This window comes from Flagellimonas marina, from assembly GCF_042651185.1.
Taxonomy (GTDB): domain Bacteria; phylum Bacteroidota; class Bacteroidia; order Flavobacteriales; family Flavobacteriaceae; genus Flagellimonas; species Flagellimonas marina.
Genome location: NZ_JBHSCL010000004.1, coordinates 1,322,115 through 1,339,481, shown reverse-complemented (window position 1 = coordinate 1,339,481; position 17,367 = coordinate 1,322,115). Strand labels below are relative to the sequence as shown.

Here is a 17,367-nt window from a genome sequence, read left to right as displayed (position 1 = left end):
CTCAAGAAGGGTCCTGCTTCTTAAATTTTTGTAGAAGCTCAAGATGTCTTTCATTGGAGGGGTCAATGTTCACACCTGTATAATGGACTAGATTTTGCACGCCGGCATTAATGGCCATCTCCAACTCCATATTGTCGCTGACATGGGCAAACACCTCCAAATTATGTTTAGCCGCTTCCTGAACTGTTTTATTTACGAATTCTTGAGGTATCCGTTCCACAAAAGGGGGAGCTGGACCATCTTCAATAGTGAGTTTAATGCCAACAATTGGATTTTTGGATACCCGCTCTACCAATTCTTCAATCTGAACGGTGTCTTTCAGAAAGAAAATAGACTCACCATCTTGCCAATTGGGACTTGCATAGGTTTTGGAAGGATGTCTACCCTCCATAGAAAAATGCTGGCTGGTATGAAATATCCGTGGTGCTGGAATAGAATCCTGTTCTCCTTGTTTGCGCATTTCGGCGTAATATTCATCTGTACATAAACTTCCACCCGTTACGAAAATTGATGTAACTCCGTAATGCATAAATCTGGGAAAATCCCGATTATAATCGGCAGTGTGGGTTTGGCAGTCAAACAACCCTGGAATAAGAAATTTGCCCGTCCCATTGATATGTTTAGTACCATCACCGGATAACACACTATCTAGGGCAACAATTTTTCCATCCTTTATGCCAATGGAAATCCCTTCCCGCATCGGTTTTCCGGTTCCATCAATAAGATTGATGTTCGATATCACAAGATCATAGGCAATTGTGGCTTCAGTTTTGGAATTACATCCCCAAATACAAGCAATGGCAATACAGACGAAAAAGTGTTTCATGGGTTTAGTGAGCTAATTAGGGGGGAAGTGCTCTAAATTTCAGCAAATATTACCACAAAACAAAAGTTCCACAGCGTTTTGTAGATAGGAAACTATTTTAATTCCTTTCTGTACGTTCTTCGCCGCTTGTGGGTTACAGGGTTAAAATGCTTCCACATCTGTCTAATGGCCACATTGTCCTCCAATTCAGGCGTACGGATACAATTTACAATTCCCTTTTCTTTGAATGTGTGGTAATATTCATTGAAAATGATGGCCGTTACTCCTTTGTTCTGATAGTTGGGATGGATGCCTATCAAATAAAAAATGACATCCTTACTCTGTTTTTTAGCCTTCAACAAATGGAATATGCCCGTAGGGAACAGTCGTCCATTGGCTTTTTGCAATGCCTTGGAAAATGAGGGCATTACAATGGCAAACGCCACCAAATTATCTTTGGAATCCACCACAAACTTGATGTACTCCGGATTGATGAAACTGATATATTTCTTTTTGAAATATTCCTTTTGAATATCAGTGATTTTTACAAATGAAGATAATTTTGCATAGCTCTCATTAAAAAGGTCGAACATCTTATCCACCCAAGGCATAATGTCCTTACTGTTCGTAAAGTTCATTTCCCTGAGCCCATAGCGCTTCTTTACCAATAGATTGGCTTTGCTAAAAAGTTTTGGGTCCGCGGCAGCGGCCAAGAACTTGTTTTCCAAATACTCCTTTTCCTTTACAAAACCATGCTTTTCATAATGGGATTGATAATAGGGATGGTTATACCAAGTGATCATAGTGCCGATATGATCAAACCCCTCTATTAAAACACCTACCTTATCCAAGTTGGAAAAACCAACCGGGCCCTCCATGTACTCCAATCCATGTTCTCTCCCAATCTCAGCAACTTTGTCCAGCAAGGCTTTGGAAACTTCAAGGTCATCGATAAAATCAAACCAACCAAATCGCATTTTCTTCACCTGTTGCTCGTTCACCTCCAACCAGTTGATGATGGCAGCAATCCGACCCACAATCTCAGTACCTTTATAGGCAAGATAGAATTGGGCTTCCGCATTTTTAAAAACAGGGTTTTTAGTTTCATCAAAAGATGTCATTTCATCTTTAATGATAGGGGGTACCCAATATTGTGAATTTTTATAAAGGGAAAAGGGAAATTTTACAAAGCGTTTTAAATCCGCTTTTGATTGAACCTGTTTGATGGTGACCATACATCATTATTTACAGGTCAATATTAACAATATTAGGTGCAGCATGAAAGTGTTGGGCGAAAAACTTAGAAATCAATTTCATCTTTGTTTTTTTTCTTTCGCTTTTTTGATTTTTTCTTATTGGAGTTGCGCTTTATTTTTCCGTTGGAATTACCACTGCTCATGGGGTCAATGGTCTTAAAGCTATCTTTATGAAAATCCAGGCGGTAAGAAGCACCAAGCACTACAAAGAGTCGCGAAGGGTCGTTTTTAAACCCTGAGCCCATATGTAAATCTACTTGAAAATCAGGACTCAGCAAACGGGCCACCCCGGTGCGTAGAATGACATCTGAATAGCGATCCCCTGAAATTCCCTGTCCTTCAAAAAAGATGCTCCATCTGGGATCTCTAAGGGCATGCGAAAGGGAAAGTGCGTACCGCCATTCTGGAAAATCAGTTCCAATCCGATCATAGGCAACATTGGAAATCAATACAAACCTTGGCGAAAGTCTGCTTTGCGTGGCTACCGCTCCTCGGTACGAGGTTGTAGGTTCCCCAGGATAAAACGGGTTATCACCCAAAACAAAATTCACTCCACCATATAAAGAAACGGCTGGAATCAAGTTTTTCCATTGGAACAGGTTGTTGGCCCGCCAACTGTACAAATTTGGTTTATTGCGTTCTGGGTTTTTATAAGGGTCGTAAACAAGATATTTTACACCAAGTCTGTTTCTGGAAAAATCAGCTAGTTTTCCTTCAATGCCAAAATCAGGATAGTTGATGTTCTGCTTCATAAAGGAACCTTCCCAATTGATTTCCAACTCTTCAAAAAATAGTCCGTATCGCAAAGCCATATCAGTTCCAAAAATATTGGAATCGGAATTCAGGTCCACATTGTCCTGTTGTTCGTAGAACAATCCTGCTTCGGCCTGTACCACATTTTTACCCACGGCATAGGCACTAACAGCCCTTCCGGGTCTATTGGAATTGATGACATCGGTATATTGGGCGTTCAAAAAAACAGGTGTAAGGACAAGAAGGAAAAGGGTCTTTTTGAAAAAGGAAAAATCCATATAACTGATTTTAATAGTATTTTAAGATACGTTTGGTCGTTTTATGCTACCTACAGTGTAATTTTGATGCAATAGTTTAGGTTATATGGTTGTACTACAAACGATATTTATCCTCATATTAGTATACTACGCCGCGAAATTACTGCTGAAGTGGTTGGCACCGCGGTTGATACAATATGCCATGAAGAAGACCGAGGAAAAGTTTGGCCAGCAATTTGGCAGTTATCAGGATTTTGGGGAAAATACGACAGCGGAAGGGGACACTACCATTTATAAGAACACGACCCGAAAATCCAATCCCTCAAAAAAAGTTGGAGAATACATAGATTTTGAGGAAATTGACTAATATTTGTCTTTTCAAAACCTATCCATGAAGCTTTCTCCAAAAGCCCTTATTACCCATTTTTGCGTCATTGGTTTATTTCTCATAGCAGCTTTGACCTATTTTTACCCCGTTTTGCAGGGTAAGGCCATTTATCAATCAGACATTGTTCAATACAAGGGAATGGCTAAGGAGCGGGATGATTTTAAGGAGCTTACTGGTGAAGAATCGTACTGGACCAATAGCGCTTTTGGCGGGATGCCGACCTATCAATTAGGGGCGAACTACCCGAATGACTATATCAAAAAACTGGACCGTTTAATCCGGTTTTTACCGAGACCTGCCGACTATCTTTTTCTTTATTTTATTGGATTTTACATTCTCTTACTTTGCCTAAAGGTCGATTTTCGGCTGGCGGCATTGGGTGCGTTGGCCTTTGGCTTTTCCACCTATCTCATCATTATTCTGGGGGTAGGGCACAACGCAAAAGCCCATGCTCTGGGATATATTCCCATGGTTTTGGGAGGTATAGTGCTCGTTTTTCGAAAGAAATATTTACTCGGGTTTATTTTAACGGCTTTGGCCATGGCCCTGGAAATTAGCGCCAATCACTACCAGATGACCTATTATTTTATGCTATTGGTGTTGATTCTGGGATTGGTACAGTTGATCTATGCCATCAAAAACAAAAAACTAAAACACTTTTTCCTTTCAGTAGGAATCTTAATCGGAGCAGTTGCCCTTTCCATTGCAGCCAACGCTACTGGATTGATGGCCACCAAGGAGTATGCGGATTGGAGCACCCGGGGAAAATCAGAATTGACCATCAACCCAGATGGTACGCCAAAGGAAATATCCAATGGATTGGACACGGAATATATCACCCAATACAGTTATGGGATTGCAGAATCGTTGAACTTATTTGTACCACGGCTTTTTGGCGGTTCAGGAAATGAAGATTTGGGTAAAAACTCCAAAGCCTATGAGTATTTGGTGGGGCAAGGGCTTTCTCCATCCAAGGCCATGGAACTTTCCAACGGCTTGCCCTTGTACTGGGGAGAACAACCTATAGTTGCGGGTCCTGCGTATGTGGGAGCCATCGTATTTTTTCTGTTTGTGCTAGGCTTGTTTCTGGTAAAAGGAAAACACAAATGGTGGCTCTTGAGCGGTGCCGTATTGTCGCTATTGCTTTCATGGGGAAAGAATTTCCCTGTACTGACCAACTTTATGATCGACTATTTCCCTCTTTACAACAAATTTAGGGCCGTGTCTTCCATTCAGGTGGTATTGGAACTTTGTCTTCCAGTGTTGGGCATCTTGGGATTACGACAACTATTCAAAAAATCTGTGGATTCAAAAGAGAAGCTGAAAGCACTTAAACTCTCATTCTTTATTTCTGCGGGATTGGCTGCTTTTATTTTCATTCTAAAAGCTTTCTTTGATTTTGATGGCATGCGGGATGAGATGTACCGTGGCTACTTTGGCGATGAACTCATGACCATGATCCAACGAGATCGTGAGGCTGTGTATGTAAGTGATACTATCCGCTCGTTGATATATGTGACCTTGGCTGCAGTGGCACTATGGTTTTTTGTAAAGGAAAGGGTAGGAAAGAATGCCATGGTGCTCATCTTGGGTGGGTTGGTGTTATTTGATTTGGTGGGTGTGGCACTACGCTATGTGAATGAAGACGATTTTGTACGTCAACGTCAAATCAATGAACCTTTTCAAGCAAGTCAATTAGACCAAGCCCTGCAAGAGGACAATTCCATATACCGGGTTTTTGACCCACAAGAGGGATTGAACGGGGCAAGGACTTCCTACTTCCACAACTCCATTGGGGGGTATCACGCCGCTAAACCTAGAAGCATTCAAAACTTGTTTGAGTATCATCTATATCAAAACAATTTGCAGGTATTGAATATGTTGAATGTAAAATATGTGCTTCAACAAGATGAGGAGGGGAACAGTGTGCCTGCTGTAAATGATGATGCCAACGGAAATGCTTGGTTTGTGGAGCAGCTGCTGCCAGTATCGTCCGCTAATGAAGAAATTGAGGCCTTGAAAGATTTTAATTCGAAGTCCCAAGCAGTTGTTAATACAAAAATGTACCCTCGTTTGACCAAACTTCGTTACCAAACGGATTCCTTGGCTCAGATTAATTTGGTAGACTATCGCCCAAATTACTTAAAATATGAATCAAGCAATGGCAATGAAGGCTTCGCGGTCTTTTCTGAAATGTACTATCCTTCTGGTTGGAATGCATATATTGATGGTACGCCAGAGCAACATTACAAGGTGGATTATGCATTGCGAGGCATAAAAGTTCCATCTGGCCAGCACGTTATCGAGTTCAAGTTTGAGCCTCAAGTGGTTGAAACAGGAAGTAAAATTACTTTGGCAGCCTGTATTTTGTTGGGCTTGATTATAGTGGGTGGCGTAGGATATTCCTTTGTTCCGAAAAAATCCAAAGAATCCTGATGCAAAAAGTCTTGGTCATAACATACTATTGGCCTCCAGCTGGGGGACCAGGGGTACAGCGATGGCTAAAATTCACCAAGTATTTGCCGGAGTTTGGGTTTCAGCCCATAGTATACATACCTGAGAATCCGAGCTACCCCATTGTGGATGAAAATCTTATCAACGAAATTCCAGAGGACATTCAGATTTTAAAGCAACCTATCCAAGAACCTTATGGATGGGCAAGTTTATTATCAAAAAAGAAAACCAAAACCATAAGTTCTGGGATAATCCAGGAAAAGAACCCTTCATTTTTGGAAAAGGTATTGCTTTGGATTCGGGGTAATTTTTTCATTCCAGATGCGCGAAAAAGTTGGGTAAAACCATCAATAAGCTATTTGACCAAGGTAATTTCTGATGAGAATATCAAAACCGTTATCACTACTGGGCCACCCCATAGCCTGCATTTGATAGGTTTGGGGTTGAAAGAGAACTGTTCCATACAATGGATTACTGATTTTAGGGATCCATGGACCTCCATAGGCTATCACAAAAAACTGCGACTTTCCAAGTCATCCCAAAGAAAACACAAGCAGTTGGAAGCCAAAGTTTTGAATACGGCAGATAAAATTTTAGTGACCAGTAATCTGACCAAACAGGAGTTTGAGACCATCACAGATAAACCTATTAAAGTAATTACCAATGGTTACGATGATAAGTTAAAACCAGTGTCTTTGGATTCAGGCTTTACGATTTCGCATATGGGTTCTCTGTTGACAGGTCGAAATCCCATTGCACTCTGGAAAGTCATTCAAGAATTGGTTCAAGAGAATAAAGCGTTTAAAAATGCAGTTCAAATTCAATTAGCCGGGGTAGTGGGGGAAGAAGTGTTGCAATCCATTACCGAATATGGGTTGGAATCTTATGTAAAGTCCCTTGGGTATTTGTCCCATGACGATGTCTTGGAGGTACAGCAAAAATCACAGGTATTGTTGTTGCTGGAAATAGATTCCGAAGAAACCAAGGGTATCATCCCTGGAAAACTATTTGAGTATTTGAATGCCAAGCGACCTATCTTGGCCATAGGCCCAGAAGGCTGGGAAGCTGGAAAACTGGTAATCCAAACCCAATCGGGCAATGTATTCACACAAAATGATTCAAAGTGCTTAAAAAATGTACTTTTGGATTGGTTCAAAAGCTATGAGAACGGAGAACTTCGCTGCAATTCGGTAGGAGTGGGGCAATTTCACCGAAAAGCATTGACCGAAAGCTTGGCTAAATTCATCTAATGGGAGTCGTTTTAAAACAATCCATACAAAATGTTGTGGTCACCTATCTAGGTTTTTTGTTTGGTGCAGTGAACACCCTGTTTCTATACACCACGATTTTGGAGGATGAATATTACGGATTGGTCACCTTTATTTTGGCATCAGGCGCCATTTTAATGCCGTTGATGGCTTTTGGTGTTCATAATACCTTGGTAAAATTTTACAGCAATTACGGAGAGGAGGATAAAGATTCTTTCTTGAGTTTTATGCTCGTAGTGCCGCTTCTAGGAATTGTTCCGGTGGCCTTGATTGGGGTCTTTTTTTACGAACCCTTGGGAAATTTAGTATCCCAGGTCAATCCCATCGTAAAAAACTATCTATGGTACGTTTTTTTTGTGGGTCTGGCCATGGCTTATTTTGAGGTGTTTTTTGCTTGGTGCAAAGTACATTTAAAATCCGTGTTCGGTAATTTTATGAAGGAGGTCTTTGGCCGGATAGGTGTAACCCTCTTGCTCATCCTATTCTATTTTGATATTGTTTCCTTGGACTTGTTCTTTAAGCTTTTGGTTGGTTTGTATCTGTTGCGAACTGTGATTATTAAAATTTATGCATACTCGTTGCGCTTTCCAAAGTTGAATTTTAAGTTTCCCTCCAATTCCAAAGAAATCTTGGCGTATTCCTTTTTGATTATTTTGGGCGGTTCGGCTGCGCTGATACTCTTGGAGATAGACAAGGTGATGCTCAATCAGTTTGTCGATATAGAAAACGTGGCATATTATGGGGTCGCGGTATATATTGCAACTGTGATTATTGTACCATCAAGGGCCATGCATCAAATCACCTATCCATTGACTGCAGAGCAATTGAATTCAGGGAACCATTCAGGTTTGAAGGATTTATATCAAAAAACCTCCTTGACACTTTTTATTGCTTCGGGGATTTTGTTTGTGCTTATCATATTGAATTTGAATGACCTGTATCGCTTGTTGCCCGAAGCCTACCGAAGTGGCTATACCATTGTCTTTTTAGTAGGATTAGCCAAAGTGTTCGATTCGCTTTTGGGAAACAATAACTCCATCCTGTTCAATTCAAAATACTACAAAACAGTACTAATGTTTGGGGTTTGCTTGGCTGCATTGACCATAGTATTGAATTATTTACTGATTCCCGTTCTTGGTTTAGAGGGGGCTGCATTGGCGAGTTTCATTTCTATTTTCATATTTAACCTGACCAAAATTGTTTTTGTACGACAAAAATTTGGAATCCAGCCTTTTACCAAAGCAACCTTTAAGGTTTTGGCGGTTTTGGTTTTGCTTGCTGTTTTGTTTGATATGCTTCAATTCCCATTTCACCCTATTTTGAACATTCTATTGAAATCAGCCTTGATTGTAGTGATGTACCTTGGCATTTTGTATAGATTTGACATTTCCGAGGATGTTTCTGGAATATTATCTAAATGGTTGAAAAAGAAAACCCCGTAGTGGATAAATCCAACTACGGGGTAAACAACTAACCAACCTAAAAACTATCGTTTAATTCTTTCTTGAACTTCTGCTATATCTAGCGTTGCTGTTTCCTCTGCTTGAAGAAGTTCTTGTACTTCGTTCTACGGTTTTTCTGGAACTACTGCGGTTTACAGTGGTTCTTTTTGGCGCATTACTTTTTCTAACAACAGACCTACTTGAATTACTTTTGTTATCAGGTCTTTTGTAGGTGGTCGTAGTGCGCGACACCGTTTTACGATTAGGTGAGGAGGTAACTTCTCTTTTGGTAACCGTTTTTCTATCCGGTGTGCGTGTTACCCTTTTTTGGGTCACAGTTCTATTACCTCTCGATGCACCTTCTGATTTTCTATAGGTATTACTCTGTCTAACACTCCTTTGTGGCGTAGCTTGTCTTTTTACACTACTATTGGAACGATACACATTAGGGCTACCTTTTCTATCATTGTTTCTAGCAACAGTTCTATTACTTCGACCATAATCTTGGTTTGAACGTCTAATGCTACGATTATCACGGACACTTACCCTATTGTCGTTTCTATAGATATTTTCCCTTCTATACCTATTGTCATTTCTATACACTTTACCAATTCTGGCATATGCCCTTCTTTGGTTATATCGATAAGGAGCATAATAAGTATATCTCACAGGGCTATAGTACCTTCTGTATGGTCTTGCATATACGTTACAGAATCCAACTGCAGGTCTAATAAAATACCTGTGAAAAGGGCGGTATACGTAGTGTCTGTTATAGATGTTGATAAATCCAGTATAGTGACTAAACGCACCACCGTTATAGTAAACATGCAATCCACCAATTCTACGGACCCTACCATTGTTGTACCAGATATTTACGTTTCCAATCTGTGATACACGACCATAATAATCATAAAAGATAGGGGTGTTTTCAACTTGAATTACAGCTCCGTAGTCATCATATTGTACAAAAGGGTTGTAGTTATACCCTGAGTTAAAGGTGATACCCACGTTTCCTATTTGGGCACCAACGCCAACGTTTACCCTATTGTCCATATAGAAATCAAACTCTCCATCTGGGTATACTGAAAAAGTTACACCATCTTCAACGAAGATAAATGAGTTTCCATATCTCGTGGTCATGGCCACATTATCATCCAATTTGGCGGCTTGGGCACCTATGGTACCGAAAGCGACCGCTGCTATAAAGAGTACTAACTTTTTCATACTACTAGGTTTAAGGTTCTAGATGTACTTATTTACATCCACCTAACAAGTAGCAATCAGCGTGCCAAAAATTCATATAACCACGTAAATGCTTAATAACCAATAAATTAAACATGTTTTATTTCTGTACGATCATAAATACCGACCTTCTATTAAGTTGATGTTCTTCTTCTGAACAGTCAATACCATTAGAGCAATGATTCAGTAATTTACTTTCTCCATATCCTTTGGCCGAAAGTCTATTTCGGGAAATTCCCTTGTTGACCAGCCACTCCAAAGTGGCTTGTGCCCTTCGTTCAGAAAGTCTTAGATTAAATGTGGCACTTGACCTGGAATCGGTATGGGATTCAATGTGGATGGAAAGTTCTGGATACGCTTTCATGGCCTGTAAAATTTTAGCAAGTTCCACTTCGGCATCTTGCCTTATTTTGTGCCTGCCATAATCAAAATAAATAGGTTGAAGATTTAATTTACACCCCAAGTCATTTGGCGCACAATCTGGTGGGTAGAGTTGCAAGTCCACTTTCATATTGGCATTATCCCCAGCAATTAGTATGGATTTTTCTGTGGGCTCGTAGTCCTTATCAGATAATTCTCCGCGGATTCCATAGCGTTTATAGCAGTCGGTAATATTATCAAATTCATAAACCCCAGCAACATCTGAAGTGGTCTGAGCCACTATGGTATTATCTTCATCCAACAAAGAGACCTGTGCCCCTTGCAATGGGTTGTTGGTTTTTGCATCGGAAATGACTCCCTGAATCGCTTCTACGCTACACGATTTTTTAAATCTGTATATATCATCGGAAGCGCTACCTTCATTACCATTTCGGTTGGAAGAGAGAAAACCTATTTGTTTTTCTTCATCTATGATAAGTCCAAAGTCATCCTTACTGGAATTAATGGGCTTTTTTAAATTCGTTACTTTTTGATAGGCTCCATTTTTATCCAAAGAGACCACAAACATGTCTAGACCGCCCAGTCCCAAATGTCCATCACTGGCAAAGTAAAGGTTATTGTTCTTACTTACGAATGGAAAGGTTTCCCGTGCCTCAGTATTGATTTCTTGGCCAAGGTTTATTGGTTTTCCAAAGGAACCGTTAGAGTCAATTTCAACATACCAAATATCGGATTCCCCTAGGGTTCCCTCCATGTTGGAAGAAAAATACAATCGTTTTTCATCTGGACTGAGACTAGGATGAGCAACCGAGTAGGCATCATTGTTAAAAGGCAGTTCCTGTATATTTGACCAAGCCCCTTTCTTATTTTTCTCAGCTTTATATATTTTAAGGGTGATTTCTCTCTGCTCATTTATTTTTCGCTTGCCATTGATGTAATTGTTTCTTGTAAAGTATACTGTATTGCCATCTTTGGTAAAGGCTGCGGTGGACTCGTGGTATGGGGTGTTTATTTTACCTTTGAGTGGCACAGGGTTTTTTATATTGAAAGCTGAGTCCAATTCAGCCTCATATAAGTCTAAATATTTTAATCCAGTCCAGGTATGAATTTTACGGCCTTCAGTGTTTTTGGATGATGATGCGTATACCAACTTATCTTGATAGAATGAAGGGCCAAAATCAGAGCCAGACATTCCCGGGGTGATATTGACCACCTCTATTCTTTTGGATTCATTGTCCACAAGACTGTCTAGCGCAGGGTAGCTATCCATGAAATTCTGGGCCAAACTTGTAGTCGACGACTTTGAAGCGAATATGCCCATCATTTTTTTTGAAAGATGATATTCGCCTATACTTTTAAAAGTCTGTGCCGCCCTGTAGTAATATTCAGGTTCTAACTGGGCCGCATAGTTGTCAACCAACTTTTTGTACCATTTGGCTGCATCGGCATATTCACTATTAAAGTAATAGGTGTCGCCCAACTTCTTGTATATCTGGGCAGATTCATATCCGTTCTCAACAACTTTTAAGTAAATCTGCCTCGCGTCAATATAGGCATAGGCTTCAAAGACCTCATCTGCCTTTTTTATGTCGCTTTTTTGCCCATGTAATACCACAGCGAAAAGTCCTAGAAATATAAATACTATTGAAAATTTTGTCGACATTATCATTCAATTTTAAAAGAACCTTGGAGTTAGAACCCTGTCCAATCTGTTAAATACATCAAACCGGATAAAGACCTCATAGGAACCATTGCTATAATCCTCGATTGCCGTGGATTGATAATCATAAGCCACTCCAATAAAAAAAGATCGAGAAACTTGAAATCCTGCCAATGCACTTATCGATGCGTTCCATCGGTATGAAGCACCCAATGCCAATTTCTGATAAATCAGGAAATTGGCGGAAGCATCCCATTGCAATGGAGCTCCACTTACAAACTTGGCCAATGTGGCGGGTTTAAACTTTAGGTTTGGGGATAGGTCAAAAACGTATCCCATAATATAAAAGTAGTGCAGCCTTTCTACCGCAATGCCCTCTATATTTTCGTTTTCAAGCGAACTTTCATCAAAGTGTTTTGAGTTTAAAAAGTTGGGTACGGAAACCCCAGCATAAAATTTTTCAGTCCTATAATAAATCCCTGCACCGACTTGCAGATTGATTCTTTGATCTACATTGTTTTGAAGTAGTGCATCGGTTTCATCTTCTGGGTTGAGTCGGGTATAATCAACATCCAGCATATCCACTCCAGCTTTTAATCCAAAAGATAACTTGCTAATAGTATAGGGTGCCATATTAATGGAATAGGAATAGTCCACTACCGCATTGGATTCTACCGCTGGGCCAATTTGGTCATGTACAATGGAAAGGCCCAAGCCCATATTCCTGTAGATTCCCGTAGGAAAATTTACAGTAAAGGTTCCTGTTTGGGGTGAACCGTCCAGACCCACCCACTGTGTTCTTCCAAGTACTCCAAAACTTAGTACTTCCCGTGAGCCGGCATAAGCTGGATTAACAACTTGGGTGTTGTACATATATTGCGTGTATTGCGGGTCCTGTTGGGCCTGAACAACTGCTGTAGACAGTATTGTAAGAATTAGACATGTCCACTTTATTGCTTTAAAATTTAAGGTCAAAGTCATTTTATACGATTTGCTGCGGTTCCCAGTAAATGTGTCTCTACTCATTCTTGGCTTATGTATAAGTATCCTGAATAGTTTTGCTGTCCCGGATTGGTACCGCTAAAGGTTAATGTGTAGAAGTAGGTGCCGCTTGGGAGGGCCCGCTCTTTGGCAATGGTTCCCTGCCCTTGGGATTGACCATTAAAACGTGTGCTTCCAGAGCCATAACTTTCAGCTTCATAGACCAGTACGCCCCATCTATTGAAAATTCGCAGTACATTATTGGGATAGTTTTCTATGCCATCAATTTGGAAAAAGTCGTTCTTACCGTCTCCGTTGGGAGTCAAAGCATTGAAGATTTCAAAATTGGGGTCTACAGGATTTGTTGGGTCGATACAACCATCTTCAATAGGTGTATTTACCTCATTTGAAGTCGCTGATACTGCATTGTTGGAAATTTGTTCCAAAGCCTCTACTTGCGCTTGATTGACGACGAAACCTGAATCAATATCGGTCTGGGTTATGGTATATTGCGCCTGAAAGTTCCAAATTTCATTTATGGAAAGAACACCATCATTGTTTAAGTCGTTCCCTTGAAGCGGGCCTGTTATGGTAGTGCTATCCAATGCATTATCAATGATAGCGACCTGATATAGATTAATGGTACCGGTATTTTGAACCCTAAAGTTGTATTGTATGGTTTCGGCGCATGCATCGCCGTCAAGATCAACTAATTGGGAGGACTTCTCCAATGCTATGCCAGACATGGCAATACACGCCTCAGCTACCGAAGTTATGGTACTGTCATCCTCATTGAAACTGTTATCATCTGAAAAGTCAGAGACCACAGTATCTGAAACCATCTCAACGGCTGTTACCTGAGCTTGGTTGGCAACCATTCCCAAATCAATATCCATTTGATTAATAGGGTATTGGGCTTGGAATATCCACGTCTCATTGGGGGATAAAATGGCATCGTTGTTAATATCATTTCCAGGTAGTGGTCCGGTTATGCTACCTTGTACCATACTATCACTTAAAACCACTTGTTCCAGAGCTATTGATCCTGTATTGGTCAAAGTGAAGGTATATTGAATGGTCTCTGGGCAGCCATCCCCGTTTAAATCCAACAGGGACCCACCAGTAGCTTTAATAAGTCCAATCCTAGCTTGACTCACACATGCACCAACCGTTGATGTTATGGTCTGATTATTTTCTGCGAAGCTGTCATCGTCCGATAAGTCAGAGACCTGATTGTTGGTTCCTACCTCCATAGCGGTAACTTGAGCCTGATTTATTACTTGCCCAGCATCTATATCTGATTGGGAAATGGGATAGAATGCCTCATAGGTCCAAGTTTCGCCTGTGGAAAGTATACCATCCGTATTGGTATCGCTTCCAGCAACAGGGCCATTAATTTGACCACCAAGAATAGGGTCGTTTAGGGTCACCTGTTCCAAATCGCTAACACCTGTATTGGAAACGGTGAATTCATAACCAATAGTTTCTGGGCAATTATCTCCATCGAGATCCAACAGCCCTCCATTAGTAGTTTTAATGAGCCCGATATTGGCTTCACTTACACAAGCACCAACGGTTGAAGTTATGGTCTTGTCATTTTCTGCGAAACTGTCGTCGTCGGACAAGTCTGAGATTTGATTGCTAGTTCCAAATTCAACAGCTGTAACCTCAGCCTGATTGACCACTTGCCCAGCATCTAAATCTGGTTGGGAAATTGGATAGAAAGCTTCATAGGTCCATACTTCTCCAGCCGACAAAATACCATCTTCACCAACATCACTTCCTTGAATGGGTCCAGAAACTTCTCCTCCTAAGTTGGGGTCGTTGAGCACGATCTGTTCCAAATCAATTGCTCCAATATTGTTTACCACAAAACTGTAGGCAATAGTTTCAGGGCAGTTATCACCGTTTACATCGAGTAAAGAAGGTCCTGATGTTTTTAGCAAACCTATATTTGCTTGGCTAGGACAGGCCCCGGCGGTCGATGTGATAGTTTCCTCATCTTCATTGAAACTATCGTTATCAGAAAGATCGGATACCTGAGTATTGGAAATTTGCTCTTGGGCCGTAACCGTTGCTTGATTCGTAACCTGACCAGCATCAATATCTAGTTGTGAGATGGGGTAAAACCCCTCATAGGTCCATGTTTCGTTGATGGAAAGTATACCATCATCGCCAGCATCGGTTCCCTGCATGGGCCCAACAACTTCTCCACCTAGATTGGGGTCGTTTAAAACTACATTGTCCAGAATAATACTACCAGTGTTGGCCAATGTAAAGGTATATCTTATGGTTTCTGGACAAGCGTCGCTATCCAAATCCAATAGGGCGCCGGATGCGGATTTTATCAATCCTATTCCTGCTTGTGGTAAACAAGCCCCGATGGTTGAGGCGACAGTTTCCCGATCTTCAATAAAATTACTGTGGTCAGAAACATCGGAGACTTGTGAGTCTGTAATAGTCTCATTGGCCGTAACTGTAGCCTGATTGTTAACTTGGCCAGCATCTAAATCTGGTTGGGTCAAGGGATAAAAAGCTTCATACGTCCAAGTTTCCCCAACTGATAATATATCATCATTGTTGCCGCTCGGGATAGGACCGTTGATGGGGCCACCCAATAAGGGGTCATCCAAGACAACGTTTCTTAGGTCCATACCGCCCGTGTTCGTTACTGTAAATCCATAGTGTAAGGTTTCTGGGCAACCATCACTGTCCAGATCTACCAAAAAATCGCCTGAATTTGGTCCTGTGTTTTTTATAAGCCCAATACCGGGAGGTGCGCAGTATCCATTGGTTTGTTCAACAGTGTTATCGTTCTCATCAAAACTGTTGTCATCGGAGTGATCAAATAGATATATATCTAACCCAACAATTTTGGCCGTTACAATGGCATCATTGCTGACCGAACCATTTATGATGTTTGTTGGTGTTACGGCATATTGTGCCTCATACGTCCATTCCTCGCTAACGGCAAGAATGTCGTCACCATTACCATTGTTTATCAATGTTGGGGCTACACCACCCAAAAGGTCATCTGTCAACTCTACTTCTTCTACGCCAACATCCCCAACATTTCGCACAGTGAACGTATACAATATAGTTTCCGGGCATCCATCATTATTATTGTCCAACGGACTGGCAGTTTTTATTAGTCCTATTCGTGCAAACGCTCCTGTGCAGACCTCATCATAAGGTGCAGTTGTTGGGTCATCCCTTCCAGGCCCACTTCCGTAGGTACCTTCGTTATCAACACCTGTGCGACCATTATTATCGGAGACATCGGAAACCTGAATCCCTAAACCTGTAGTTTCTCCATAAATGGTAGCTTGGTTTACAATGGTCCCAGATTGATTAAGGTCGGCAGAAAACAGCGCTTGGTATTGCCATTGCTCCCCTGGAGCTAATATCCCATCATTTTCGGGGTCAGAAGCAGGTGTTGGCCCAGGAATTGTCCCTCCCAATAAGTCATCTTCCAAAACAATGTTATGCAAATCCAGATTGCCAAGGTTTCTCACAGTAAAGGTGTAGAGAAAATTTTCAACACAAGGCGGATTGTTTCCATCTAAGTCCACATAGTCCCAGCCTTTGACCAACCCAATTGATGGATTTCTACATGCAGTAAGGTCTACAATGGTGGGGCCATCAGCATTGGGGTCTGAAGGATGGGAAACATCACCTACTGAGATACCTTGACCTTGTACATCTGCATTGACATTGGCTGGTACTTCACCAAAAGAGCCATTCTCAAGGTCATTTTGGGTTATGGGATAGTTGAAATTGAACGTCCAAGTTTCTCCGGGAGCTAGAATCCCATCGGGACCAAGTAAGCCAACATCCCCTGTATAGTCCCCTGAATTTGGTCCGGCTATGATTCCGCCCAAATCGGTATCAGTAATAACCACGTTGATAAAAGATTCTCCATTGGTGCTCGTATTCCTAATGGTATAGGTAAATGGAATGCCTCCACAATCAGATCCATTAAATACAGGTGCAGATTTTACGATAGAGATACGGGGAACATATAGATCATCCCAAATTTTAGAGTCCGCTAAATCAAGGTTATGGGCATGGTACAAATCCTTTTCTTCAATAGATACTTTTTCACCTTGGGCTCGATGATTGGTGAATAGTTGGTGTACAAAAAAGCTAAGTGCCCCGATACAGAGAGCTATAGCAACACTTTTGTGTTTTTTTATGGGTAGTAAGTCAAGGAGCATAGCAGGGGATTTGGTTCTGTAAAAGTTGTTATCATATATAGGTTAAAACCCATGATTTTGCCCCGGAAATTGAAAAATTGCAAAAATGGTTCCGAGGCAAATCAGGATTATGTTAATTTCTTCTGGATACCTTGAATAGGTATACCTGAACAAATCTTTTAAATTCTAAACTATGCAAGGCTACTAACTTTACGAAAGGGGGTTATGGTTTGACGAAGGGGCCTTTTAGATTGACTAAAATTTTACAAATAGGCATGATTTTC

11 protein-coding genes are annotated in these 17,367 nt (G+C 41.0%); 4 read left to right on the top strand and 7 right to left on the bottom strand.

The annotated features are described in order from the left end of the window. Position 1: 1 nt before the first annotated feature. From ACFOWS_RS09620 to ACFOWS_RS09610, 3 genes are all read right to left on the bottom strand, one after another. Positions 2 to 826, bottom strand: a complete 825-nt coding sequence (locus ACFOWS_RS09620; protein WP_379763928.1) for an amidohydrolase family protein — start codon at positions 824 to 826, stop codon at positions 2 to 4. A gap of 92 nt (positions 827 to 918) precedes the next feature. After that, on the bottom strand, positions 919 to 2,040 hold the full coding sequence (locus ACFOWS_RS09615) for a GTP cyclohydrolase (RefSeq protein ID WP_379763926.1): 1,122 nt from the start codon (positions 2,038 to 2,040) through the stop codon (positions 919 to 921). Positions 2,041 to 2,105: 65 nt separating this feature from the next. Further along, a complete protein-coding gene (locus tag ACFOWS_RS09610) occupies positions 2,106 to 3,092 on the bottom strand; it encodes a transporter (protein WP_379763923.1) in 987 nt (328 codons plus the stop codon). An 85-nt stretch (positions 3,093 to 3,177) separates the two neighbouring features. On the opposite strand from ACFOWS_RS09610, the gene ACFOWS_RS09605 reads away from it, so the two are divergent. The 4 genes from ACFOWS_RS09605 to ACFOWS_RS09590 are packed head-to-tail and all read left to right on the top strand — an operon-like array spanning position 3,178 to position 8,623. Then, positions 3,178 to 3,438, top strand: a complete 261-nt coding sequence (locus ACFOWS_RS09605) for a DUF4834 family protein (protein WP_379763921.1) — start codon at positions 3,178 to 3,180, stop codon at positions 3,436 to 3,438. Positions 3,439 to 3,462: 24 nt separating this feature from the next. Then, positions 3,463 to 5,895, top strand: coding sequence for a YfhO family protein (locus ACFOWS_RS09600; protein WP_379763919.1), 2,433 nt, complete (start codon positions 3,463 to 3,465; stop codon positions 5,893 to 5,895). Next, on the top strand, positions 5,895 to 7,163 hold the full coding sequence (locus ACFOWS_RS09595; protein ID WP_379763917.1) for a glycosyl transferase family 1: 1,269 nt from the start codon (positions 5,895 to 5,897) through the stop codon (positions 7,161 to 7,163). The genes ACFOWS_RS09600 and ACFOWS_RS09595 overlap by 1 nt, the downstream gene beginning before the upstream one ends. Next, a complete protein-coding gene (locus ACFOWS_RS09590; RefSeq protein WP_379763915.1) occupies positions 7,163 to 8,623 on the top strand; it encodes a lipopolysaccharide biosynthesis protein in 1,461 nt (486 codons plus the stop codon). The genes ACFOWS_RS09595 and ACFOWS_RS09590 overlap by 1 nt, the downstream gene beginning before the upstream one ends. Positions 8,624 to 8,674: 51 nt before the next feature. Here the strand turns inward: ACFOWS_RS09590 and ACFOWS_RS09585 are convergent, their stop codons facing one another. The 4 genes from ACFOWS_RS09585 to ACFOWS_RS09570 form a co-directional block, all read right to left on the bottom strand. After that, on the bottom strand, positions 8,675 to 9,847 hold the full coding sequence (locus ACFOWS_RS09585; RefSeq protein WP_379763913.1) for a hypothetical protein: 1,173 nt from the start codon (positions 9,845 to 9,847) through the stop codon (positions 8,675 to 8,677). A gap of 118 nt (positions 9,848 to 9,965) precedes the next feature. Then, positions 9,966 to 11,909 carry an OmpA family protein gene (locus tag ACFOWS_RS09580; RefSeq protein WP_379763911.1) on the bottom strand — a complete coding sequence of 648 codons (1,944 nt, stop codon included), beginning with the start codon at positions 11,907 to 11,909 and terminating at the stop codon, positions 9,966 to 9,968. Between the two features lie 12 nt (positions 11,910 to 11,921). Continuing rightward, a complete protein-coding gene (locus tag ACFOWS_RS09575; protein WP_379763909.1) occupies positions 11,922 to 12,887 on the bottom strand; it encodes a PorP/SprF family type IX secretion system membrane protein in 966 nt (321 codons plus the stop codon). Positions 12,888 to 12,928: 41 nt separating this feature from the next. Continuing rightward, positions 12,929 to 17,104 (bottom strand): gliding motility-associated C-terminal domain-containing protein, encoded by a 4,176-nt coding sequence (locus ACFOWS_RS09570; RefSeq protein WP_379763907.1) that lies wholly within the window; start codon positions 17,102 to 17,104, stop codon positions 12,929 to 12,931. Positions 17,105 to 17,367: the final 263 nt, after the last annotated feature.

What these genes read in the sequence shown, in the direction of transcription:
- ACFOWS_RS09620 (WP_379763928.1), bottom strand. Translation starts at nt 826, where the DNA reads ATGAAACACTTTTTCGTCTGTATTGCCATTGCTTGTATTTGGGGATGT.
- ACFOWS_RS09615 (WP_379763926.1), bottom strand. Translation starts at nt 2,040, where the DNA reads ATGGTCACCATCAAACAGGTTCAATCAAAAGCGGATTTAAAACGCTTT.
- ACFOWS_RS09610 (WP_379763923.1), bottom strand. Translation starts at nt 3,092, where the DNA reads ATGGATTTTTCCTTTTTCAAAAAGACCCTTTTCCTTCTTGTCCTTACA.
- ACFOWS_RS09605 (WP_379763921.1), top strand. Translation starts at nt 3,178, where the DNA reads ATGGTTGTACTACAAACGATATTTATCCTCATATTAGTATACTACGCC.
- ACFOWS_RS09600 (WP_379763919.1), top strand. Translation starts at nt 3,463, where the DNA reads ATGAAGCTTTCTCCAAAAGCCCTTATTACCCATTTTTGCGTCATTGGT.
- ACFOWS_RS09595 (WP_379763917.1), top strand. Translation starts at nt 5,895, where the DNA reads ATGCAAAAAGTCTTGGTCATAACATACTATTGGCCTCCAGCTGGGGGA.
- ACFOWS_RS09590 (WP_379763915.1), top strand. Translation starts at nt 7,163, where the DNA reads ATGGGAGTCGTTTTAAAACAATCCATACAAAATGTTGTGGTCACCTAT.
- ACFOWS_RS09585 (WP_379763913.1), bottom strand. Translation starts at nt 9,847, where the DNA reads ATGAAAAAGTTAGTACTCTTTATAGCAGCGGTCGCTTTCGGTACCATA.
- ACFOWS_RS09580 (WP_379763911.1), bottom strand. Translation starts at nt 11,909, where the DNA reads ATGTCGACAAAATTTTCAATAGTATTTATATTTCTAGGACTTTTCGCT.
- ACFOWS_RS09575 (WP_379763909.1), bottom strand. Translation starts at nt 12,887, where the DNA reads ATGACTTTGACCTTAAATTTTAAAGCAATAAAGTGGACATGTCTAATT.
- ACFOWS_RS09570 (WP_379763907.1), bottom strand. Translation starts at nt 17,104, where the DNA reads ATGCTCCTTGACTTACTACCCATAAAAAAACACAAAAGTGTTGCTATA.